The organism is Pseudovibrio sp. SCP20 (assembly GCF_057774105.1).
Window position 1 is genome coordinate 328,877 of record NZ_JBYMDH010000002.1, and the last position, 22,553, is coordinate 351,429.

21 protein-coding genes are annotated in these 22,553 nt (G+C 51.3%); 10 read left to right on the forward strand and 11 right to left on the reverse strand.

The genetic code is table 11. The features are described 5' to 3' along the window. Positions 1-11: 11 nt before the first annotated feature. Entirely contained in the window at positions 12-689 is a 678-nt protein-coding gene (locus tag AC3CB2_RS10035) for an ankyrin repeat domain-containing protein (protein ID WP_352932500.1), read from the reverse strand. A 139-nt stretch (positions 690-828) separates the two neighbouring features. After that, positions 829-1,452 (reverse strand): LysE family translocator, encoded by a 624-nt coding sequence (locus AC3CB2_RS10040; RefSeq protein WP_083416851.1) that lies wholly within the window; start codon positions 1,450-1,452, stop codon positions 829-831. 90 nt (positions 1,453-1,542) lie between these two features. On the opposite strand from AC3CB2_RS10040, the gene AC3CB2_RS10045 reads away from it, so the two are divergent. Continuing rightward, the gene (locus AC3CB2_RS10045) at positions 1,543-2,013 is read left to right on the forward strand and encodes an Lrp/AsnC family transcriptional regulator (protein WP_083841539.1); all 471 of its coding nucleotides are present in this window, start codon (positions 1,543-1,545) and stop codon (positions 2,011-2,013) included. 12 nt (positions 2,014-2,025) lie between these two features. On the opposite strand, the gene AC3CB2_RS10050 is transcribed toward AC3CB2_RS10045, so the two are convergent. Further along, a complete protein-coding gene (locus tag AC3CB2_RS10050) occupies positions 2,026-2,532 on the reverse strand; it encodes a cyclic nucleotide-binding domain-containing protein (protein ID WP_037036375.1) in 507 nt (168 codons plus the stop codon). A 25-nt stretch (positions 2,533-2,557) separates the two neighbouring features. After that, positions 2,558-3,241 (reverse strand): response regulator transcription factor, encoded by a 684-nt coding sequence (locus AC3CB2_RS10055; protein WP_041767864.1) that lies wholly within the window; start codon positions 3,239-3,241, stop codon positions 2,558-2,560. 199 nt (positions 3,242-3,440) lie between these two features. On the opposite strand from AC3CB2_RS10055, the gene AC3CB2_RS10060 reads away from it, so the two are divergent. The 4 genes from AC3CB2_RS10060 to ftsY all read left to right on the forward strand — a co-directional run bounded on the left by AC3CB2_RS10060 (position 3,441) and on the right by ftsY (position 7,920). Further along, positions 3,441-4,013 (forward strand): L,D-transpeptidase family protein, encoded by a 573-nt coding sequence (locus AC3CB2_RS10060; protein ID WP_425328942.1) that lies wholly within the window; start codon positions 3,441-3,443, stop codon positions 4,011-4,013. 134 nt (positions 4,014-4,147) lie between these two features. After that, on the forward strand, positions 4,148-5,071 hold the full coding sequence (gene dapF / locus AC3CB2_RS10065; protein WP_352932494.1) for a diaminopimelate epimerase: 924 nt from the start codon (positions 4,148-4,150) through the stop codon (positions 5,069-5,071). Next, complete coding sequence (mtaB, locus tag AC3CB2_RS10070) at positions 5,068-6,336, forward strand: tRNA (N(6)-L-threonylcarbamoyladenosine(37)-C(2))-methylthiotransferase MtaB (protein WP_352932492.1); 1,269 nt, start codon at positions 5,068-5,070, stop codon at positions 6,334-6,336. Before dapF ends, mtaB begins: the two co-directional genes overlap by 4 nt. A 30-nt stretch (positions 6,337-6,366) precedes the next feature. Then, on the forward strand, positions 6,367-7,920 hold the full coding sequence (gene ftsY / locus AC3CB2_RS10075) for a signal recognition particle-docking protein FtsY (RefSeq protein ID WP_352932490.1): 1,554 nt from the start codon (positions 6,367-6,369) through the stop codon (positions 7,918-7,920). Between the two features lie 102 nt (positions 7,921-8,022). Here the strand turns inward: ftsY and AC3CB2_RS10080 are convergent, their stop codons facing one another. Further along, on the reverse strand, positions 8,023-9,510 hold the full coding sequence (locus AC3CB2_RS10080) for an SEL1-like repeat protein (RefSeq protein ID WP_352932488.1): 1,488 nt from the start codon (positions 9,508-9,510) through the stop codon (positions 8,023-8,025). Positions 9,511-9,688: 178 nt separating this feature from the next. Between AC3CB2_RS10080 and AC3CB2_RS10085 the strand changes: the two genes are divergently transcribed. The 3 genes from AC3CB2_RS10085 (at position 9,689) to AC3CB2_RS10095 (ending at position 11,266) form a co-directional block, all read left to right on the forward strand. Beyond that, entirely contained in the window at positions 9,689-10,300 is a 612-nt protein-coding gene (locus AC3CB2_RS10085; RefSeq protein WP_352932486.1) for a LysE family translocator, read from the forward strand. Between the two features lie 43 nt (positions 10,301-10,343). Continuing rightward, complete coding sequence (locus tag AC3CB2_RS10090; protein ID WP_352932484.1) at positions 10,344-10,805, forward strand: methyltransferase family protein; 462 nt, start codon at positions 10,344-10,346, stop codon at positions 10,803-10,805. Positions 10,806-10,933: 128 nt separating this feature from the next. Then, positions 10,934-11,266, forward strand: coding sequence for a hypothetical protein (locus AC3CB2_RS10095; RefSeq protein ID WP_008548597.1), 333 nt, complete (start codon positions 10,934-10,936; stop codon positions 11,264-11,266). A gap of 182 nt (positions 11,267-11,448) precedes the next feature. On the opposite strand, the gene AC3CB2_RS10100 is transcribed toward AC3CB2_RS10095, so the two are convergent. The 6 genes from AC3CB2_RS10100 to AC3CB2_RS10125 form a co-directional block, all read right to left on the reverse strand. Then, a complete protein-coding gene (locus AC3CB2_RS10100; protein WP_352932482.1) occupies positions 11,449-13,083 on the reverse strand; it encodes an ABC transporter ATP-binding protein in 1,635 nt (544 codons plus the stop codon). 17 nt (positions 13,084-13,100) lie between these two features. Further along, positions 13,101-14,285: an ABC transporter permease gene (locus AC3CB2_RS10105; protein WP_352932480.1), complete on the reverse strand. Its 1,185-nt coding sequence runs from the start codon at positions 14,283-14,285 to the stop codon at positions 13,101-13,103. 6 nt (positions 14,286-14,291) lie between these two features. Beyond that, positions 14,292-15,401, reverse strand: a complete 1,110-nt coding sequence (locus AC3CB2_RS10110; protein WP_014283441.1) for a microcin C ABC transporter permease YejB — start codon at positions 15,399-15,401, stop codon at positions 14,292-14,294. Positions 15,402-15,416: 15 nt separating this feature from the next. Beyond that, entirely contained in the window at positions 15,417-17,288 is a 1,872-nt protein-coding gene (locus tag AC3CB2_RS10115) for an ABC transporter substrate-binding protein (RefSeq protein WP_041767855.1), read from the reverse strand. Beyond that, positions 17,288-19,153: an extracellular solute-binding protein gene (locus AC3CB2_RS10120; protein WP_352932478.1), complete on the reverse strand. Its 1,866-nt coding sequence runs from the start codon at positions 19,151-19,153 to the stop codon at positions 17,288-17,290. Before AC3CB2_RS10120 ends, AC3CB2_RS10115 begins: the two co-directional genes overlap by 1 nt. 279 nt (positions 19,154-19,432) lie before the next feature. Continuing rightward, positions 19,433-19,981, reverse strand: coding sequence for a c-type cytochrome (locus AC3CB2_RS10125; protein ID WP_352932476.1), 549 nt, complete (start codon positions 19,979-19,981; stop codon positions 19,433-19,435). A gap of 557 nt (positions 19,982-20,538) precedes the next feature. Here AC3CB2_RS10125 and AC3CB2_RS10130 point away from each other — a divergent pair. Together AC3CB2_RS10130 and AC3CB2_RS10135 are read left to right on the forward strand one after the other, a co-directional pair. Continuing rightward, positions 20,539-21,429 (forward strand): prephenate dehydratase, encoded by an 891-nt coding sequence (locus tag AC3CB2_RS10130; protein ID WP_008548526.1) that lies wholly within the window; start codon positions 20,539-20,541, stop codon positions 21,427-21,429. Positions 21,430-21,511: 82 nt separating this feature from the next. Then, positions 21,512-22,522 (forward strand): adenosine kinase, encoded by a 1,011-nt coding sequence (locus tag AC3CB2_RS10135; protein WP_352932474.1) that lies wholly within the window; start codon positions 21,512-21,514, stop codon positions 22,520-22,522. The last annotated feature ends 31 nt before the right edge of the window (positions 22,523-22,553 follow it).

The window sequence follows — 22,553 nt, forward strand, 5'->3', positions numbered from 1 at the left end:
TATTGGAGAAACTAATCTTCCAACAGCTCCACAATTTCTGTGTGGCCTTTGTTGCGGGCGTGGTCGACTGGAAGGTTGCCGTTGCGGTCGGCGATGGTTTTGTTGGCGCCGGCATCGACCAGCTTTTCTACGATTGCCTGATAGGGCTCGCTGCCATCACCCAGAATGGTTGCTTCAAGGAGTGCCGTCCAGCCGAGGTTGTTGACGTGGTCCAGAGGCGCACCGGCGTCAATCAGCATAGACACAATCTCGACCGCGCCCTGATGGCTACCATAGATAAGCGCTGACCCTTCGTAGACAGATGTTACCATCGCAGGATCGATGCCCAGATCCAGAGCACGTCGGGCTAAGTCTGGGTTTCGCGTCGTGATCGCGATGTTCAGGACGTCACGCTTGTTCGCATCTTGTAGATTGATGTCGGCTCCAAGTTTGACCAGATGTTCAAGCAATGCGAGGTCACCACGCCGTGCGGCGATGATGATTGCTGTATCGCCTTCCTCATTGCGAAGATCCAATGAGCTGCCGGCTTGAGCGATTTGATCCAGCTTCCTCAGATCTTTCGCTTTAACTGCGGCAAAGAACTCCTCCGGTGAAGTGTTCTGCGCAAGCACAGAGGTGCTTGGAGCTGCAACTGCCAGCAGCATTGCCAAGGCGGAGCTTGCAAGTGCTTTTGTGAGTGAGCTTGGCATCGAAGGGCTTCCTCTTTGAGCGAGCTGTTCCATCTCAGTCAAAGCGGAAAACTATGACTGCATGAGGGCATCATGCAGTCATATCATAAGCTTGTGGCTTTATAGGTCGTGCGCTTTTCACATGTTCGTGCAGATGGCTTTAGGCCATATCAGCAACGACCATGGAGATGCCAACGGCGAAGACGCAGAGACTGGCGAGCATAGAGACGCGTTTGCCATTGTTGCTGTTCGCAAGCCATAGGCGCGCAGGGCCGGACACGAGGCTGCCGACGCCATAATAGACAATCAGGCAGAGAAGGCTGGCAACCATGCCGAAGATCAATGCATAGACCCAGAATGGCATGACCTCAGGCACATAAAACTGCGGCAGCAAAGAGAAGTAGAAGAGCATGCCCTTAGGATTGAGCAGGCTGGTCAAGAAGCCGAACTTCAGGTCGTTGGTCTCAGTTGGTGCTTGCTGTTCTTCTTCAGAAGTCCACATACCGCCAGCAAAAAACAAGCGATAGGCCAGATACATAAGGTAGGCCAGACCCATCCAACGGATCGCCTGAAACAGCCTTGGTTCTGCAAGGAAGAGGGACTGAAAACCGGCAGCAACCAGCACAGTGAACACAAGGTATCCGGCAGAGATACCGAGAGATGCTTTCAGAGCGGCGGGGCGACCGCTCGCGAGAGCGCGGCTGGTCACGTAGAGCATATCCGGACCAGGAACGATGATCAGACTGAGAATGGTGATGAGAAAAAGGAGAGTATTCGCTGCCATTGGGAGTAAATTCTTGCGGGGGTTTTATTCCAAATTTTCTCCGAATATACTCCTGCCACCACCTTCAGAATATCGAATAGATTCCGAAAAATGAACTCATACGCCCAGCTAGACCGAACAGACTTCGCTATATTGGAGATTTTGCAGAATAATGCACTCCTGCCCAATAAACAGGTCGCAGCGGAGGTCAACCTCAGTCCATCAGCTTGTCATGAACGTATTAAGCGGTTGAAAGACAGTGGCATTTTAAAGAGCAGCCATGCACTCGTAGACCCGAAGGCCTACGGCGTTGGGTTTGAGGCTATGTTCTTCATTCAGCTGGACCGCCACGAAGCTCTTTTAGTGGAAGAGTTCATGCAGGAGGTGGTCGGGCTGCCGGAAGTGAAATCCGTCACGCTCATCAGTGGGGTTTACGATATCATTGCGCATTTACGTGTGCGCGATATCGACCATCTGAAAAGCCTTGCCTTTGAGAAGTTCACGAAACGGGCTTACATCACCAAAATTGAAAGCTCGATTGTCTATGATTTTAAAGAGAGCAGAGTGCAAAAGCCGCTTTAGTTAGCTTGTGTTTTAGCTGCGCTTTGCCGCGACTTCTTGCTTATGACGTTCGTTGAGAGCGTCCACTTCATCCAGCTTTCGGCCAACGCGAGCCAAAGCAGCGGCTGCGGTGGTGAACTCGTTTGCTTTATCGACGTAAAGCTTGCGAGCAGTTTCGGGAAATTCCTGGAGCATGCGGGAGAAGAGTGCGCGGCGAATGCGGATCAGCTCACAGTTTTCGAGAGCAACTGCGCGGGCTGGGCGTTTGCCTTCAGCCATCAGAGCGTTTTCGCCAAATAAAGTGCCGGGGCCATAAGTGCCGCGGGGACGCGAGTCGCGCCCCATCCCGGTCTCAAGCTGCACCTTGCCAATTGTCAGCACGATGCCGCCGTCTGCCCGCTCACCTTCATTAAAAACTGTTCCGCCTTTTGATACCTGCATTGTTTCCGCACTGAAGGCGAGCAGGCGCAGCTGGTCCTCTGTAAACTGCGAGAGGAGTGGAACGCGTCTTAAGATTTCGATGTCGCGGGCTAGACTCATAGTTCTTGAATTAGCCGCTTATGCCTCAAGGTACAAGCTTATATCCACCGGCTTCTGTGACCAGAAGCTCCGCATTGGACGGATCACGCTCGATTTTCTGACGCAGACGGTAAATGTGGGTTTCCAGCGTGTGTGTGGTGACGCCGGAGTTGTAGCCCCAAACTTCGTGCAGCAGTACATCGCGTGTCACTGGCTTTTCGCCTGCGCGGTAGAGGAACTTCAGGATGGAAGTTTCTTTTTCTGTCAGGCGAACCTTCGCACCGCTTTCGTCCTGCATGGACTTTGCAGCAGGCTGGAAGGAGTAACGACCAATGGTGAACACAGCGTCTTCGCTCTGCTCGTGCTGACGCAGATGTGCGCGGATACGAGCGAGGAGAACAGCAAACTTGAACGGCTTAGTGACGTAGTCGTTTGCGCCAGCTTCCAGACCAAGAATGGTATCGCTGTCTGTGTCATGACCAGTGAGCATGATGACAGGAGCGCCAAAGCCAGCTTTGCGCAGCAGCTTTACAGCTTCACGGCCATCGATGTCCGGCAGACCAACGTCCATCAGAACGAGGTCAAAATGATCTTCTTTTGCTTTTTTGATGCCAGCAGCAGCACTGTCAGCTTGAGTGGTTTCAAATTCATCATAAAGCGAAAGCTGCTCAACCAGAGCTTCGCGCAGATCATTATCGTCATCTACAAGCAGAATTTTACGTGCAGTCATATTCTCACCCAATCACCAATCTTTGGTGCTAGCCCTAAAACTTATCTCACATAAATACATGAAGGGTTGCCGAAAAAAAGGCGAGCAAAAACGTGGTAAATCTCAAAGTTTTTCGTAAAATCTACTTCACGCGTAAGTGACCCCCGCTTTATTTGGGAGTGTTTCTCCCGGTGTTTTCCGCAGGACAACAGGTTCGTCAATGCTTCCTCTCGCAGTACCCACTCCACCCGCAAAGTTGCTTAAAAAGACCCAAAAGACCCTATTTGTGCGGCATACAGGTAACGAGCCCCACACAGGAACGTTGACTTTGGGTGCGGTAACATTTGCGTGTGCACTTGGAAGGTCTGGTTTGACCCACACAAAACGCGAGGGCGATGGCGCTACGCCGATTGGACGTTTTGAACTGCTGAATGTGTATTACCGAGCAGACCGCGGGTCCTGTCCAGTGACCTATTTACCAGTTTCGCCGCTATCTCAGAGTGATGGGTGGTGTGATTCTCCAGAGGATGCTCTGTACAATCGTCCTGTAGACCTACCCTTTGAGCCGAGCCATGAGAAGATGTGGCGGGATGACCGGCTCTATGACATCGTCGTGGTGCTAGATTGTAATATGTACCCAGCAGTGAAAGGCGAAGGCAGCGCGATCTTCTTTCACGTGGCACGTGAAGGCTTCCTGCCAACAGAGGGATGTGTGGCTGTTTACCCTGAAGTGATGCGAGAGATTTTGAAAGAAATGGCGCCCGGCGACGTGCTCGAAGTCTGTGCGGAATAGTGCAAAACCAGAGGATTCGATTAGGGAGGCTTTAAAGCTGGCCTCTCAATTGTCTCAGGGGAGGCTTTTCCCTGCATTTTCCCTAGTAATCTAAAGTAATTTACTCCATATAGTGCCTTCTTGACGGATTACGCATGAATGGAAGCAAGCTCATGGCGGATACGCTGGTTCCCTTTTTGAAAATGAACGGTTTAGGCAATGACTTCGTGGTGTTTGACAGCCGCGAGAAAAAGGTCGTCTTAACTCCGGCGCAAATCGCGGCTATCGGAGACCGTGAAAAGGGTATCGGCTTTGACCAGATGATTACGGTCGAGCCTGCAAGTTCCGACGCATATGCTTTTATGCGCATCCATAATCGCGATGGCAGTGAAGTAGATGCTTGCGGTAACGCAACACGCTGCATTGGCCGTCTGCTAATGGGTGAAGCTGGCTCTTCAAGCGTTACCATTCAGACCAACGCTGGTTTGCTGATTGCGCATGCTTCTGACACTGAAACGCTGGTGAGCGTTGACATGGGCACTCCTCGTCTTGAGTGGGATCAGATTCCACTCGCCGAAGAGTTTGCTGATACGCGCGCTATTGAGTTGCAGATCGGGCCGATTGATGCGCCGGTTCTACATTCTCCAAGCGTTGTGAATGTTGGTAATCCGCATGCGATTTTCTGGGTGGATGATATTGAAGCCCACGACCTTGAGCGATTTGGACCATTGCTTGAGTGTCATCCGATGTTCCCTGAAAAGGCGAATATCTCCCTTGCTCAGATTATCGGCGAAAACGAAATCCGCCTGAAGGTCTGGGAACGTGGTGTTGGCTTGACGCGAGCCTGTGGCACCGCAGCCTGCGCAACTGGTGTTGCTGCAGCGCGTACTGGCCGGACTGCACGCAAGTGCACCGTCCACTTGCCGGGAGGACCGCTGGGTATTGAGTGGCGTGAGGACAACGACCACATCATGATGACCGGTGAAACCGCAATTGAATTCGAGGGTGCGCTCAATCTTGACACCCTCACCTACACAAAGACCGCTTCGGGGGACGCGGCAATGGAGCCAACGCAGTGAGCATTGATGTTGTGACATTCGGCTGCCGACTGAACGCTTATGAGTCGGAAGTGATGAAAAGCGAAGCGGAGGCTGCTGGCCTTAAAGACGCTGTGCTGATCAACACTTGTGCCGTGACCAACGAAGCTGTCCGCCAAGCAAGACAAACTATTCGTAAAACACGCCGTGAGAATCCAAATGCGCGCATCATCGTAACTGGATGTGCAGCACAGACTGAAGCGGAAACCTTTGCTGAAATGGGCGAAGTGGATCTGGTTCTTGGAAACTCCGAAAAACTGGAGCGCGCCTCTTATGGCCGTGTCGCTCAGTTTGGCATTGAAGAAACCGAGAAGGTTCGCGTCAACGACATTATGAGCGTGCGCGAAACTGCGGGCCACCTGATTGATGGGCTGGAAGGACGCTCCCGTGCGTTTGTTCAGGTTCAGAACGGCTGTGACCACCGCTGCACCTTCTGCATCATCCCTTATGGCCGCGGAAACTCTCGTTCTGTACCAATGGGTGTGGTGATCGACCAGATCAAACGCCTTGTCGACAATGGTTATGGCGAGATTGTTCTAACTGGCGTTGATATCACTTCTTATGGTGCTGACCTGCCAGGCACCCCGAAGTTGGGCACGCTCTGTGCCAAGATCCTGAAGCTTGTTCCGGACCTCAAGCGTTTGCGCCTGTCCTCTATCGACAGCATTGAAGCTGATGATGAGCTGATGGAAGTGATCGCACATGATCATCGTCTGATGTCACACCTGCACCTTTCTCTGCAGGCTGGCGACAACATGATTCTGAAGCGCATGAAGCGTCGTCACTCCCGTGAGGACACAATCCGCTTCTGCGAAGATGTGCGCAAGATGCGTCCTGATGTTGTGTTTGGTGCTGACATCATTGCCGGTTTCCCGACCGAAACCGACGAGATGTTTGAGAACACGCTGCGTATTGTTGACGAATGTGGCCTGACACATCTGCATGTATTCCCCTTCTCTCCACGCCCAGGCACACCTGCTGCACGCATGCCTCAGCTTGATCGCAAGATCATCAAAGAGCGCGCTGCTCGCCTTCGTATCAAGGGACAGGAAGCTCTGCTGGCGCACTTGCGCGCAGAGGTGGGTAAGAAGCGCGAGATTTTGATTGAGCGTGAAGGGCTTGGTCGTACTGAGCAATTTACTCAGGTTGAACTGGATGCGAATATTGCCGGAAGTCTTGTCTCCGCACGCATTACAGGGCATACCGAGAGACATCTGATTGCAGAACTAATTGGCAAAGCAGCTTAAGCTTTTACATTTCAAAGGTATCTTTCCGGCATGAGCGAAAAGAAGCGCGGTTTTTTCAGTCGCCTGTTTGGCGGTTCTTCAGAAGAAACACAGAGCGAGCAGGAGCAGAAAGCACCTGATAGTGCAGAGCTGCGTGAGTCTCTTGAAGGCGTTCAATCCGTTCCGCTTGACCCTGTTAAAGGCCTTGAAGAAACGGCTGAAGCGGTCGCAGATGAAACTCTTGATCTGGAAAATCCAGAGCTTGCTTCAGAGTCTGAAACAGCAGTTGAAGAGGAAGCTTCTGAGAAGCCTCATGATTTGGATGAGGCCGAAACCAAAGCCCTCGAAGAGACTGCATATCTGGACACTGATGATCTGACTGAGGAAAATTCAGCAGACTCTCATTCCGAGCAAGATATACTTTCCCCTAAGGTCAGCGATGATGCTGTGCCCGTCGCTGAGGATACTGCCGATGAACGACCGGTTCTCACACATGAGATCACTGAAGCATCAGGAACAGAGGAAGGACCTGAAGAAGCAGGAAGCTCTGAAAGTGTTCGGGAACACGGAGACGCAGGAACAGGTGAAGAAGGTCGAGAGATCGAAGAGAGCCGAGCGGCTGAAGAGACTGGAGAAGCTCCGGGAACTGAGGAAACTGGCGAAGATCTTCCAGTAAAGAAAAGCTGGTTCCAGCGTCTTAAAGCTGGGCTTTCCAGGTCCTCAAATGCTCTGACAGAGGGCATCAGCTCTATCTTCACCAAGCGCAAGCTGGACGCTGATACGCTTGAAGAGCTGGAAGACATTCTTATTCAGGCAGACCTTGGCATCGACACTGCAATCGCGATTACAGATCGCGTTTCTGACGGGCGTTATGACAAGGAAATTTCAGGCGAAGAAGTTCGCGCTATTCTTGCTGACGAGATTGAAAGCGTTCTTGAGCCTGTTGCCAAACCACTTGATCTCAACAGTGGTCACAAGCCACACATCGTACTGATGGTGGGTGTGAACGGCACGGGTAAAACCACCACAATCGGTAAGCTGTCTTCTCTGCTTCATGAGCAGGGCAAGAAGGTGATGCTTGCAGCGGGCGATACTTTCCGCGCGGCAGCCGTTGAGCAGCTGAAGGTTTGGGGCCAGCGCACCGGCGCTGAAGTTGTCGCTCGTGATACCGGTGCAGATGCTGCTGGTCTTGCTTATGATGCTGTTGATGCGGCTCTCAGCAATGGCACTGACGTGCTGCTGATTGACACTGCTGGCCGTTTGCAGAACAAAGCTGAGCTGATGGACGAGCTTGAGAAGATCATTCGCGTGATCCGCAAGCGTGTTCCTGATGCACCGCATACCACTCTGCTGACCCTTGATGCGACTACCGGCCAGAATGCCCTATCTCAGGTTGAGATCTTCGGTAAGGTTGCGGGCGTGACTGGTTTGGTAATGACCAAGCTGGACGGTACAGCGCGCGGCGGCATTCTGGTGGCTATTGCCCGCAAGTATGGCCTGCCTGTGCACTTCATCGGTGTCGGTGAAGGCGTTGACGATCTTGAGCCATTCTCCGCAAAAGACTTCGCAGCTGCGATTGCTGGTAAAGACGAAGAGCTGAACTAAGCCAGTGAAAAGACTCGGAAAGGCGCAGGTTGCCTTTCCACTCCTATCTGTTTTCTTAGAGGAGAATACTCCTAAGAAGCTTCTGATATCAAGCAAAGGAGCTTAGTGAGCCATACTCAAGGCCATAGATGAATAGGTTTTGTAATAGTCTAGCTCGTTCAGCTTTTCTGCCCAGTATCGTGCTTTTTGCTTGTCTCTAATATCGTACTCGCGACTTGTATAGATGAAAACCAATTGAAGGGCAGAACGTGGGTCTCCTGCATTTGCAGCTTTTTCAAAGTTAGAGACAGCTTTCAACGCTCCTTCAGTCTGATTTCGATAAAACACATCCATCTGCTCAGGTTTAGTGAGCTTCTTATACTCACTATCATCTAGAGTCCTCATGCTGTGCCAATTCTTTTTGAGTAACAGCCCCAAGTGATAGTAAGCATCAATGTAGCCGTAGGATGCAGCTGTCTCAAATTTTCTTATCGCTCTCTGATATCTCCCGAATTTATTAAGAAACTCACCTTGTACCATCAAGGCTCTCGGATGAGAGAAACTATCCTGATCTAAAAAATACTCGAAAGTCTTTTGCTCATATGCTTCATTGCCAGTTTGCAACATGATTTGCGCCGCCACCGATGGCTTCACAAACTCTGCAATATTGAACCCATCCAATTGTGCTTCTTCAAGTTTTTCATAGTATTTTTCATCTGCTAAGCCTATTTCTTCACCGGCGAGAGCAAATAAGTGCAGTAGTGCCAAACTGGGATAAAAATCGATAGCCGTCGCACGCGTTTGTTCTAGAGCTGCTTCATAACGTCTGTTCCAATCACCCATTAGTGAAGAAAACTGCTGGTTATTCCATACTACTGGGGGGCGCTTATCTCCTACAATCGATTTGATACTTTGCTTTGTTTTGAAAAAACCAGCTTCATTTTCTAGATCTTCAGCAAGCCTCAAATTTGCGTCAATTTCCAGTACGAGCGCAGTGTATCGCGCGACGCCTGGTAAGAAACCCTCCGCAGCGCTTTCCTCCAAAATTTGGAACTGTTGGAGAATATCCTTATCAAGGGCCGGGTGATCTACTATTGCGATGCCTGCAAATGGCTCTCCTGCTGCAAGTGATCTCTTTAAGTCATCTAATGCTAAATTGAGTTCCTGATGTACCCCAACACCATGTTGTCTCAACAAACCACGATAGTAGAGAGCCTCAGCAACACCTGCTTCAGCAAGCATATTGAGCCCGCCCTCAAAAGCAATTCGCGCGTAATTTTCAGCACTTTCAAGATTTGCTGGACGACCTAAAGCTTTTATGTAGCTATACGAAATTCGTGCAGCTGCAATAGGATGCCCGTTTGGCCCTGCCTCACGAACAATTTTTTCGAAAGACTTATTTGCCTTACCATAAAGACCATTAATATCGAAGGCCCGTGCAGCTTGCATATCTATATCAAAACTAAAGAGCACTGATTTTATGCACTGCAGCAAGCATGGCTGTTGATTAACAAATGTAGTTTTCGCTAATGCCTCTTGTGGCAAAATACAGTTTCCGCCCCACATAAAAGCTGAAATCATTAGTGCAAATTTATTTTTAAGAAGACGCATAGAAGCTCACACCAGATAAAATCTCTTCATTGCCACTATATGCAGCCCTAGATTTTATAAATGCAAGTTACATTTAGTTTCCAACTCACACATAGCTCGATTATGTTCATTGGACACGCCTGAGTGATCAGATAGACTAAGGCTTCTATTGCCATACCATCGATTTGTGAGTTCCTTCATGACACTTGAGTATCTTCTGACTTCCCTCATTGTTGTTCTGCTGCCTGGCACTGGCGTTCTTTACACAATCGCTATTGGCCTCGGCAAAGGGCTGAAACCGAGTGTTGCCGCTGCTTTCGGTTGTACGCTTGGGATTGTGCCTGCGGCGCTGGCAAGCATTGTTGGCCTTGCAGCCATCTTTCACAGCAGTGCCCTTGCCTATCAGGTTCTCAAGTATCTTGGCGTTGCTTACTTGCTCTACATGTCATGGAGCATTTTGCGCAGCGGTGGCGCATTGGAAGTGAATGGAGAGAAACGTGAGCGTACGCTGTATCGCACTGCTCTTGATGGCATTTTGCTCAATGCTCTGAACCCTAAGCTCTCCTTGTTCTTCCTTGCATTCCTGCCTCAGTTTGTTTCTCCGGGCAGTGAGAATGCGACTTACGCTCTGCTGCTTCATGCATTTGTGTTTATGGTGCTGACCTTTATCGTCTTCATTGCTTATGGAGCCATGGCATCCCTTGCGCGCGATTATGTGATCAACCGCCCAAAAGTTATGGCTTGGCTTAAGCGGGGCTTTGCAGCTACGTTTGGCGCTCTTGGTGTGAAGCTGGCACTCTCTGAGAGCTGACACAGCGAGCTGCAATTCTGAAAAGACAAACTACTGGAACACAATGGATAATCTAAAACTCAGGTTCCCGCCGGTTATGGTTTTTGCTGGCTTTGCGGTTCTTATTTGGCTGGTTGCTCTGCTTCTACCCGGAGACATCAATCTGCACGGTGCAGAGACAGCCTTTCTCGTGATTGGTATTGGAGCCGGTGGCTATTTTGGCGCGACCGGCCTCTCCGAATTTCGGCGGGCCCGGACGACAACCAGTCCATCCCATCCTGAGAATGCAAGTGCCATCGTTTCTGACGGGATATACTCCAAGACCCGCAACCCGATGTATCTGGGCCTGCAGTTCATTCTGCTGGGCTGGGCAGTCTTTCAGGGCAACCTGTTTGCTATTCCGGTGGCGCTGGGGTTTGCGGCTTACATCACAGCCTTTCAGATCAAGCCGGAAGAAGCCATTTTAGAAGAGAACTTCGGCAATGAGTATCTGGCTTACAAAGCACGCGTCCGTCGCTGGATGTAGCTGACAGCTGTCGAGGCAGATGCTTCAACCTCCACTCCCTTTTGTTACCCTATGGTAAGAATGCGCAAGTAGTGTCCCTAGCGTGATACTGGCCGTTGATCCAAGAAAACAACAAGAGGGAGATCCTGATGGCCGTGCTAATGAAGTTCGATGATATCGATCAGGTCTACAAAGAAACCAGCAAAATCAAAGCTGCGCTGAAGAAAGCCAAGGTTGACGAAAAGACCGAAGACGCTTTCATGAAAGAGCTGAACCAGAAGAAGAAGCGCGCCGAGACCAAGTTTCTGGATGAAGTGAACAACGACTCCAAAATCAAAAACTTCAAGGCCGAGTCTCTAAAGGGCGACGGTGGCTTTACAAAAGCGCTCAAAGAAGCTGCTAAGCGGACACCTATTCAGCTGATGGAAGCGAGTGGCAAGGTTACGCTTAAAGTTGGCAAGGATATTGTCGTTGGAACTTAAAGCAGATCGCGTTGAAGCTGAAACGCTGGAACTGCTTTAGTTATTGTATTTGCGTATCTTTATCCGCAAACCGGTTCCCACTTTTCGGCGATACGCTGTAGGTTCCGCTTCTAAGCATTCTATCCGGAACGACCATGGCCGAGAGCTCGGCCATGGATACTTTTGTGTTCTAAGTCTGCGAACTATGTACTGATCACGCCGCCTTCGATGGCTTCCATACGGAACGCTGCAGCCATGAGGGCCTTGGTGTAATCCGTCTGCGGGTTATCGAAGACTTCATCTGACGTCCCTGCCTCCATCACTTTGCCATGCTGCATAACCACCACGTCGTTGGCGAGAGCGCGAACGACCTTGAGGTCGTGCGAGATGAACAGGTAGGCCAGCCCGTGCGCTTTCTGAAGGTCGCGCAGCAGATCCACCACCTGTGCCTGCACGCTCATGTCCAGCGCAGAGGTTGGCTCATCCAGCATCACGAACTTTGGCTCCAGCACCATAGCCCGCGCGATGGAGATGCGTTGGCGCTGACCGCCGGAGAACTCATGCGGGTAACGGAAACGAGTGGCAGCATCCAGCCCCACCTCTTCCAGTGCCGCAGCAACCTTGGCTTCACGCTCTTTAGCAGAAAGATCCGGCATATGGATCTTGAGGCCTTCACCGACAATCTCAGAAACCGACATACGCGGCGACAGAGAGCCGAACGGGTCCTGGAACACGATCTGCATATCTCGGCGGAGCGGACGCATTTGCTTCCAGGAGTGCTCCTGAATGTCCGAGCCGTTGAAGCTGATACGGCCATTTGAGGAGATCATACGCAGGATCGCGAGGCCGAGCGTGGTTTTACCCGATCCACTTTCCCCCACAATGCCCAGCGTCTGCCCAGCACGTACAGTCACGTCGATACCATCGACAGCTTTGATGTGGCTAACGGTTTTGCGCAGGAAGCCGCGTTTGACCGGGAACCAGACCTTCAGATCTTTCGCTTCGACAATAATTGGCTGACTGGTATCGCCAGCAGGCGGGTGACCTTTCGGTTCAGCAGCCAACAGGTGCTGAGTGTACTCGTGCTTAGGGGTCTCGAAGATATCTTCGGAGTTGCCCTGCTCTACGATCTTGCCTTGTGTCATCACACAGACGCGATCTGAGATCCGCCGCACGATGCCAAGGTCATGCGTAATGAAGAGCATGGCCATGCCGGTACTCTTCTGCAGATCCTTCAACAGCTGCAGAATTTGCGCCTGAACCGTCACATCAAGTGCGGTTGTTGGTTCATCTGCGATCAGCAAGTCCGGCTCGTTTGCCAGTGCCATGGCGATCATGACGCGCTGGCGTTGACCGCCGGAGAGCTGGTGCGGGTAGGACTTCAGGCGCTCTTCCGGGTTTGGGATGCCAACCTGATGCAGGAGCTCCAAAACGCGTTTTCTGGCATTTGTATCGCCCAGACCACGGTGGATCTTCAAGATCTCCGCGATTTGCTGCTCAATGGTGTGTAGCGGGTTCAGAGAGCTCATTGGCTCCTGAAAGATCATGGAGATCTTGTTGCCGCGTACATGGCGCATTTCGCTTTCGGACGCTGCAATCAGATCTTCACCCTGATAGACAATCTTGCCCGTTGGATGGCTGGCAGATGGATATGGCAGAAGCTTAAGCACAGACAAAGCGGACACAGATTTGCCAGAGCCACTCTCACCCACCAGCGCGACAGTCTCACCTTTCTTGATCTCAAAAGAGATCTGATCAACGGCGAGGTTTGTTTTCTCGCCCTGATGGAAGGCGATGGACAGATCCTCAACAGAGAGGAGCGTTTGATTATCGGTCATATGCGATCCTCCCTTCTTCAGTTCATCGTTTTGCGTGGATCAAAGGCGTCGCGGACGGCTTCACCAATGAAGATCAGCAGGCTGAGCATGATGGACAGAACAAAGAAGCCTGTCATGCCAAGCCATGGTGCCTGAAGGTTGTTCTTGCCTTGCTTGAGCAGTTCACCCAGTGAGGCTGATCCCGGAGGCAGACCGAAGCCAAGGAAGTCTAGCGCAGTCAGCGTGGAAATGGAGCCATTCAGGATGAACGGCATGAAGGTGAGCGTTGCCACCATCGCATTTGGCAGCAAGTGACGGCGCATGATTGTGCCGTTGGAGACGCCCAGCGCACGTGCTGCGGAGATGTACTCAAAATTTCGGCCTCGTAGGAACTCTGCTCGGACTACACCGACCAATGCGACCCACGAGAATGCAAGCAGGATCGAGAACAGAATCCAGAAGCCCGGCGTCAATACCGAGGATATAATCAGAATTAGGTAGAGCGTCGGCATTGCGGTCCAGATTTCAATGAAACGCTGGAAGCCAAGGTCAACCCAACCACCGTAGAAGCCCTGCACTGCACCAGCGCCGATGCCGATAACAGAAGAAGCCAATGTGAGAGCCAGACCAAAGAGCACGGAGATGCGGAAACCGTAGACGAGACGAGCAAGCACATCGCGGCCCTGATCGTCTGTGCCAAGCCAGTTCCAATTGCCGATGGTGCAGTTTGGATCGTTCACGCCATCCGGATAGCGCTCACAGCGCTGTTCCTTATCCATCATCCAGCTTGGAGGAGCTGGTGCTGGAACGGGGATCTCGTTGTTCACTGTTTGATAGGAGTAGCGGATTGGCGGCCAGACCATCCAGCCATTGGCTTCGATCTCTTCCTGAATAAACGGATCGCGGTAGTCAGTGGTTGCGAGGAAGCCACCGAACTTCTCTTCCGGGTAGTCCACGAAGATCGGCGACAGCAGCTCACCTTTATAGGAGACCAGAAGCGGACGATCATTCGTTATGAACTCAGCACAGAGCGTTAGCACAAACAGGACGAGGAAGATCCAGAGAGACCAGTATCCGCGCTTGTTGGCTTTGAAGTTCTGCAAGCGCCGCTGATTGAGCGGAGACAGCTTTTGCCGCTTTTCAGGCGGCTGTGTCTGCTCTGGCAGCGGATTGATTGTTTCATAGCCCTGATCCTGAAGGCGTTTTTCGAGTTGCGTGTCCATTGCTCGTCACACCTCCCGGCTTTCAAAATCGATCCGGGGATCAATCCACGTGTAGGTGAGATCTGAAATCAGGTTCACAATCAGGCCCATTAACGAGAAGATATAGAGCGTGGCAAACATGACTGCGTAGTCACGATTGAGCGCAGATTCAAAGCCCAGCAGACCAAGACCATCCAGTGAGAAGATTGTCTCGATGAGGAGTGAGCCTGCAAAGAATGCTGAGATGAATGCGCCCGGGAAGCCAGCAACAACGATGAGCATGGCATTGCGGAACACATGACCGTACAGCACCTGACGTTCTGTCAGCCCCTTAGCACGGGCAGTTTGTACATACTGTTTTCTGATTTCATCCAGGAAGGAGTTCTTGGTCAAAAGTGTTGTTGTCGCAAAGGCTGATAGCGCCATTGCTGTCAGCGGCAGCACCAGATGCCAGAAGTAATCGAGTATACGCTCCGGCCACGACATGTCACTCCAGCCTTCTGAAGTGAGGCCCCTGAGCGGGAAGAAGTCCCAGAAAGAACCACCTGCGAACAAGACGATCAGCATGATTGCAAAGAGGAAGCCCGGAATTGCATAGCCCACAATGATGATGCTGGAGGTCCAGACATCAAATGAGGTGCCATCCTTGACCGCTTTACGGATGCCCAGCGGGATGGAGATCCCGTAGGAAATCAGCGTCATCCAAAGGCCAAGCGAGATAGAAACCGGGAGCTTTTCGACGATCAGATCGACAACGGCAATATCGCGGAAGTAGCTCTCCCCGAAGTTGAAGGTGGCGTAATCCAAAATCATCCGGCCAAAGCGTTCCAGCGGTGGTTTGTCAAAACCAAACTGGGCTTCAAGCTCTTTGATGAATTCAGGATCAAGCCCCTGAGCACCGCGATACTTCGATCCTGCGCTGTCTCCACTGCCCTGATTGGCGGCAGCCGAGCTACCAAAATCGCTGCCACCACCTGAGATGCGGCTGGTTGCTGATACACTATCCCCTTGCAGCTGCGCGATGACCTGTTCAATTGGTCCACCCGGAGCAAACTGGATAATGACAAAGTTAATCGCCATGATGCCGATGAGTGTCGGGATCATCAAAAGCAATCTACGCAGAATATAGGCGCCCATGGGCTTCTTTTGTCCCTAACTTTCCTTGCCGATGCGAGCGGCTTTTTCCGAGTCTACCCACCACGTTGTTTCAACGGGGAAGTCGTAGGCAGGCATGTCATTCGGAATGCCGAACATGTCCCAGACAGCGACTGTGTGGAAGGCTTTGAACCACTGAGGCACCCAATAGAAGCCTGCTCGCAGAACTCTATCCAATGCTCTGGCAGCGGTTATCATTTCCTCACGTGACGACGCATTAAGCGCTTTTTCCACCAGATCATCGACCGCAGGCACCTTGATGCCTGACAGGTTGTAAGATCCGAAGGTTTCAGCAGCTGATGATGTCCAGAAATTGCGGATGCTTGGTCCAAGCGTTGGCGTCAACGCAAAACGGTGCCCAACAATGTCATAATCAAAATCATCTACACGCTTCTGGAACTGTGCTGGATCGACAACCCGGAAGCTTGCTTCAATGCCTAACAGTCTGAGATTCTTGACGTATGGCAGTACAATTCGTTCGAAAGCAGGCGAGTTAGAAAGAAACTCCATTACCAACTGTTTTCCGTCAGGACCAACAAGTTGCTCGCCACGTCTGTAATAGCCTGCCTCTTTCAGCAGGAGAGATGCTTCTCTGAGAAGTTTGCGATCCTGACCAGAACCATTAGAAATCGGCTGGGTGATCGCCTCACCGAAGACCTCTGGCGGCAAGTCCTTCTTGAAAGGCTCCAGCAAGGCCAACTCTGCTTCACTTGGCTGGCCAACTGCTTTCATCTCAGAGTTTTCGAAGAAAGACTGCGTTCTGGTATAAAGATCATAGAACAAGGCTGAGTTAGACCATTCAAAGTCGAACGCGTAGCCCAGTGCCTCACGAACCTTCGGGTTAGCGAACTTCTCTTTCCGCGTGTTCAGGAACCAACCCTGCGCTCCGGATGGGAGACGGATGGCGAACTCCTTCTTTACAACGCGTCCTTCTGTGAGCGCCGGGAAATTGTACTCCGTTGCCCATGTTTTGGAGGAGAACTCCTCATGGAAGGTCAACCGGCCCTTCTTGAAGGCCTCGAAGGTTGCCTGACGATCACGGAAGAAATCGAGGCGAATGATCTCGAAGTTGTGGTGCCCTTTTGTTACCGGGAGATCTTTCGCCCAGTAGTTCTCGACCTTCTTGTACTCGATGTAACGACCAATCTCGTAGCGGCCCACCATGTACGGCCCGGAAGACAATGGCGGCGTCAGTGTTGAGGCCTCAAAGTTATAGCGGGTGTAGTAGTTCTTCGAGAAGATAGGGAGAGTTGCTATCAAAAGGGGAAGTTGCCTACTGTGATTGCCCGAAAAGGCCACAGTGACAGTGTGTTCATCCGGTGCAGTCGCAGAAACCATCTCCTTGATGGATTGGCTGATGATCGGATGGCCCTTCTCCTTCAGGGTCATCAGGCTGAAGACTACATCTTCCGCATTGAGCACCGAACCGTCATGGAAGCGCGCTTCCGGGCGGATCTTGAAGGTAACGAAGTTGCCGTCTTCTGAGACCATCGCACTTTCAGCAACCAGGCCGTACACCGCATCCGGCTCATCATAGGCGCGGATCATCAGGCTGTCGAAGCAGCGCTCCATGCGTGGTGGAGCATCCCCTTTGAGGATGAAGGTATTGAACGTGTTGAAGGTCTGCGGGTTCTGGTTATAGCCCCAGCTTGGAGCCGTCATGGCGATCTTGCCACCAACAGGCGCTTCCGGGTTGACGTAGTCAAATGACGTAAAGTCGGCTGGGTACTTCAGATCACCAAAGACGGACAGACCATGGCTCCAAGTGCCAGCCTGCACAGGCAACGCGCCCCCCGGAACGAGGAACGCTGCTGCTGTGGCTGCACTGAACTGCAGGAAGCTGCGTCTATTGATATGGCTTAGCGTCATCAATTGGCCTCCTGTATTTTCTTCGCTTTTTCTTCGTCCCACCACCAAACGGTTGGGAAGCCGATGCTGAACTCAGGAAGTTGCTTTGGATGGGAGAAACGATCCCAACGAGCGACACGGCTGAATGGAGAGGTCCAACCCGGCACAACGTACTGCTCCCACATCAGGATACGGTCCAAAGCCTTTGTGGCCGCGACCAGATCATCGCGATCATGAGAATTGATGATGATCTCGATCAGCTCGTCAATTGCAGGGTTCTTGATGCCAGCGTAGTTCTGGGAGGCTTCACTATCAGCGGCGTTAGAGCCCCAGTATTCTCTCTGCTCATTACCTGGGGACAGAGACTGGGCCCAGCCGGTGTAGATCATGCCGAAATCACGACTGCGGACGCGATTTACATATTGCGAGCTGTCGACGACGCGCAGTTGCAGATCAATGCCAAGCTTCTTCAGGGATGCCTGGTAACGCAGAGCGACACGCTCAAAACGGCCACCGTTCAGCAGGTACTCAATGGTGAACGGCTCGCCAGTTTCTTTGTTGACCAGCTTGCCTTGCTTTTGAACATAGCCAGCTTCTCTGAGAAGGCCGATTGCTTTTCTCAGGTTGGTGCGTTCCTGACGTGAATCTTCAGAAACCGGGTTTTCATAGGGTTCAGTGAAGACTTCAGCAGGTACAGGCGATTTCAGGGACTTCAGGATTTCCAGCTCACGCCCTTCTGGCAGGCCTGCTGAGGCCAGCTTGGTACCGTCGAAATAGCTGGTGAACCTGCTGTATTGATCGAAGAAGATCGTACGGTTCATTTCCTCAAAGTTGAGAGCATAGTTCAGTGCGCGGCGAACGCGGCGGTCCTGAAACTTCTCTTTGCGTGTGTTGAGGATGAAGCCCAGCATAAGGCCGCTGCCGCGGTATGTCTGCGGGAACTTCTCCAAGACAATGTGGTTCGCTTTCACCGCAGGAATGTCGTAGGCGGTTGCCCAGTTTTTCGCGGTGGTTTCTGTGCGCCAGTCGAAACGGTCCGCCTTGAAGGCTTCCAGCTGCACTGTTTCATCGCGGTAGTAGTCATAGGCAATCGTATCGAAGTTGTTGGAACCAACATTCACGTTGAGATCTTTGGCCCAATAGTCCTCAACACGATCAAATGAGATAGAACGACCCGGGACAACCTTTCCGATCCGGTATGGACCTGATCCAAGAGGTACTTCCAGTGTACCTCTGGAGATGTCGCGCGGATTGCCCTCCGCATCTTTCCCAGTCCACCAATGCTTTGGCATGATGTAGAGAGAGCCAAGGATTTGTGGGGCTTCTCTGTTACCAGGCTTGTCAAAGTTAAACCGAATTTCAGTTGGGCTCAGAATGTCGTAGCCCGTCACATGACGATAATAATATTTGCGGGAAGGATCCTGTGTGGTCCATTGATCGAATGACCAGCCCACATCCTCTGTCGTGATTGGCTTTCCGTCATGCCAGCGGGCATCGGGACGCAAGCGATACACCACCCACGCATAATCATCGGGATACTTCATTGCGTCTGCGATCAAGCCGTATTCCGTAGAGGACTCGCTCATGGATGGGGTCATCAGCGTATCGTAGATGAGACCAAGACCGCCGGCGCGGACGCCCTTTGATGCAACTAGGTTCAGGCTATCGTAGGTACCAGTTGTCGAGAGGCGTACTTTGCCTCCCTTTGGGGCATCTGGATTGACATATGGGAAGTGCTTAAAGCCCTTCGGCATCTGAGGTGTACTGATGAGAGAGTCTGCGTACCGCCACTCAGGTTCATTCGTTTCAGCAATTGCTGCGGAGGACGTCAGGCTTGCAAGAGCAAGCGCCAAACCTGTTAGTGAGCTATATAGTTTGGTACGCACAACATTCCTCCATAAATACAATCAGTAGTTCTAGCGTAGAAAAGTCACCACGCGCTGAAAATTGAGCTTTTCTTGCAGCTTTCAGCTAAACTTAAACTAAGATTACGGCTGAAAACACTTCTGCGACAACGTCTTTTGCCAAGATGACAAAAATTTAACTGGAAGAAACGAGGAAAAGGTTAGCATTCACCAGAAAGTAGACAATAAAAAAGCCGGGATTAAATCCCGGCTCTTTGACAATTCTACCCTCACATATGTGGGAGGGATATCAATTCAATTTTAATTGATTGGCACTGGGTTGTCTGAGAGTGAACGCAAGTAAGCGATCAGATCAGCACGTGGCTTGTCTTTTTTCAGACCAGCGTAACCCATGGAAGTACCAGCAACGTGTTTCTTAGGTGCTTTGATGAACTCGTTCAGCTGCTCGAAAGTCCACTCAGGATTGTTTGCTGCGAACTCCTGCATTGCTGCAGAGTAAGAGAAACCACTGTGAGAGGCAGGCGCGCGACCTACGATACCCCAGAGAGCAGGACCAACTTTGTTTTTGCCGTCCTGATCAAAGGTGTGACACGCTGCACACTTCTTAGCTTGCTTTGCACCAGCATCTGCATCAGCAGTTGCGAGCAGTTCCTCAATTGAGACAACCTTGGTTTCTTCCGCAGCTTCTTCACCTGCACCGTTGTCGGCACCAGCTACTTCGATTTCAAAACCGCGTTTTTCGTCTCCATGAGGCGCGAAAATAATGTCTGACAAAACATTCAGGCCCATGAATGCAACCAAAGCGAACAGAATTGCGCCGGCAATTTTGTTCAGTTCAAACGAGTTCATAGCTCACACGCTCCGAATATTGGTTAGGCTAGCCGTATTGCAGCAGGCATGGCACCTAACTCGATCTGTGTATTTTGCTGGGAAACTACAGTTATTTCCGGGCACTTGTCCATAATTTAATTAGTGTTTTTCCTAGGACTTTTGAAGTGATGTGGACCAGAGGTTGATCTTTACGATCTGAAAAAACCAATGAACACAACGCCTCCCGCGCAGCGGCAGTTTAAAATCGCTATAAACTACTGATTTATTCATAGATATCCCGCTCAGCAAGATTTTGATTGCACCTTAAGGCGCAGCACAACCATTTTACCTAGGCTCAAGTGTATGCGACAAAATATCACATCAAAACTGTTTCCCATCTGGGGATTTTACGGTGGAGGACCAAATGAGCCCGTGGCAAACGCCATTCTTGAGGTCTTTTCACCTTATGTTTCGCCTCTGAGTATTATTAGAGTTTGCAATCCCTCATATCTAGGGCAATTTGTGAGAGTGATTGTTTCGCGAAAGTTGGCGAAGCCTCAAATGTACCATGATTTAAGATTGCCGTGAGTGTAGTGATGTCAGATCAGCGCAAAGTCGTGTTTCAAGGGGAAGTGGGAGCTAACTCCCACATGGCGTGTAACGCCGTTTACCCAGAGTACCAAGCTATCCCTTGCCCGACTTTTGAAGACTGCTTTCACGCGATCGAGTCCGGTGACGCCGAGCTTGGTATGATCCCGATCGAAAACTCGGTCGCAGGACGTGTTGCGGACATCCATCACCTGCTTCCTCGCAGCAATCTGCACATTATCGGCGAGTACTTCATGCCGATTCGCTTCCAGCTGATGGGCATCAAAGGCACCAAACTGGAAGAGTTGAAGAGCGTTCAGAGCCACATCATGGGTCTGGGCCAGTGCCGAAACTTCATTCGTGATCATGGCCTTAAGCCGATCATCGGCGCTGACACCGCAGGCTCAGCCCGTCAGGTTGTGGAAGGCGGTGATAAGACTGTTGGTGCTTTTGCTCCTGAACTTGCTGCGGATGTGTATGGTTTGGATATCCTCGCACGTGATTGTGAAGATGCGGCACATAACACCACCCGCTTTGTTATCCTCTCTCGTGAGAAAAAGCAGGCCGTCAATACTGGCCAGCCGATCATTACCACTTTCATCTTCCGTGTTCGCAACGTTTCTGCCGCTCTTTACAAAGGGTTAGGCGGATTTGCGACCAACAACGTCAACATGACGAAGCTGGAATCCTATCAACTTGAAGGCCAGTTTTTCGCTTCAATGTTTTACGCAGATATTGAAGGACACCCAGAAGAACCCAACGTAGCCCTTGCACTTGAGGAGCTGGCGTTTTATTCGACTGAACTGAATATTCTTGGGGTGTACAACGCTAGTCCGTTCCGCGAAAAAATTCGGGAACCTGAGGCTAATCGTGCCTTGCGTCCTACACCGGGAAAATAACAGTTGTAGGCCTGCTCCAGCGGTGAGCCACCTATGTATCGATCCGGACAGTACTGAGCCGGGCTAGTTACAAGGACTTTACATGTCTGAATTCAAGTTTGATGCATTGTGCATCGGCAATGCAATCACTGACGTCTTCTCTCATGTAGAAGATAGCTTTCTCGTTGATCAGTCTTTGGTAAAGGGCTCCATGCGTTTGGTCGATACAGACGAAGCTTTGCGTCTGTATGACCTGATGGGTCAAACAACCCGCATTTCCGGCGGTAGTGCTGGCAATACTGCGGCAGGTATTGCGTCTCTTGGCGGCGCGCCTGCATTCATCGGCAAAGTAGCTGATGACGAGATTGGCGAAGTTTATCGCCATGACATGAACAGCATTGGTGCGCATTTCCAAACCAGTCCACTTCGTGATGATCTGGCATCTGGCCGTTCAATGATCCTGATCACCCCAGATGGTGAGCGGACCATGAACACTTACCTGGGATCCGCAACCAAGCTGACAGCTTTGGATATCGATCCTGAAGTGGTTTCCAACTCCGCGATCACCTACATGGAAGGATATCTGTGGGACGAAGAAGCAGCTAAGAAAGCCTTCCTTGAAGCTTCCCGCGTTGCTCATGAAGCCGGTAAACTGGTTTCTCTCTCTCTTTCCGATAGCTTCTGTGTTGACCGTTTCCGCGATGAGTTCCTTGAGCTGATCCGCGAAGACAAGGTCGACATTCTGTTTGCCAATGAGCACGAGTTGAAAGCGCTCTACCAGACATCCGACATCGAAACCGCGATTGCGCTGGCTCGTGAAGACTGCACGCTGACCGCTCTGACCCTTGGCTCTGAGGGTGCTATGGCGATTTCCCGTGAAGAGACAGTACACGTTCCGGCAACAGCGATCGTTGGCGGTGTGCGTGACCTGACCGGCGCTGGCGACTTGTTTGCTTCTGGCTTCCTGTTTGGTCTGGCACGTGACTTCAGCCTGAGCGACTGCGCTGAGCTTGGCTGCTTGTGTGCTGGTGAGGTGATCAGCCACGTTGGCGCCCGCCCAGAAAAGCCTCTCAACCAGATTGCAGAGCAGAGTGGTTTCACTCTGGAAGCCTAAGAATGGGCAATGATGATTTAGGCGGCTCTCG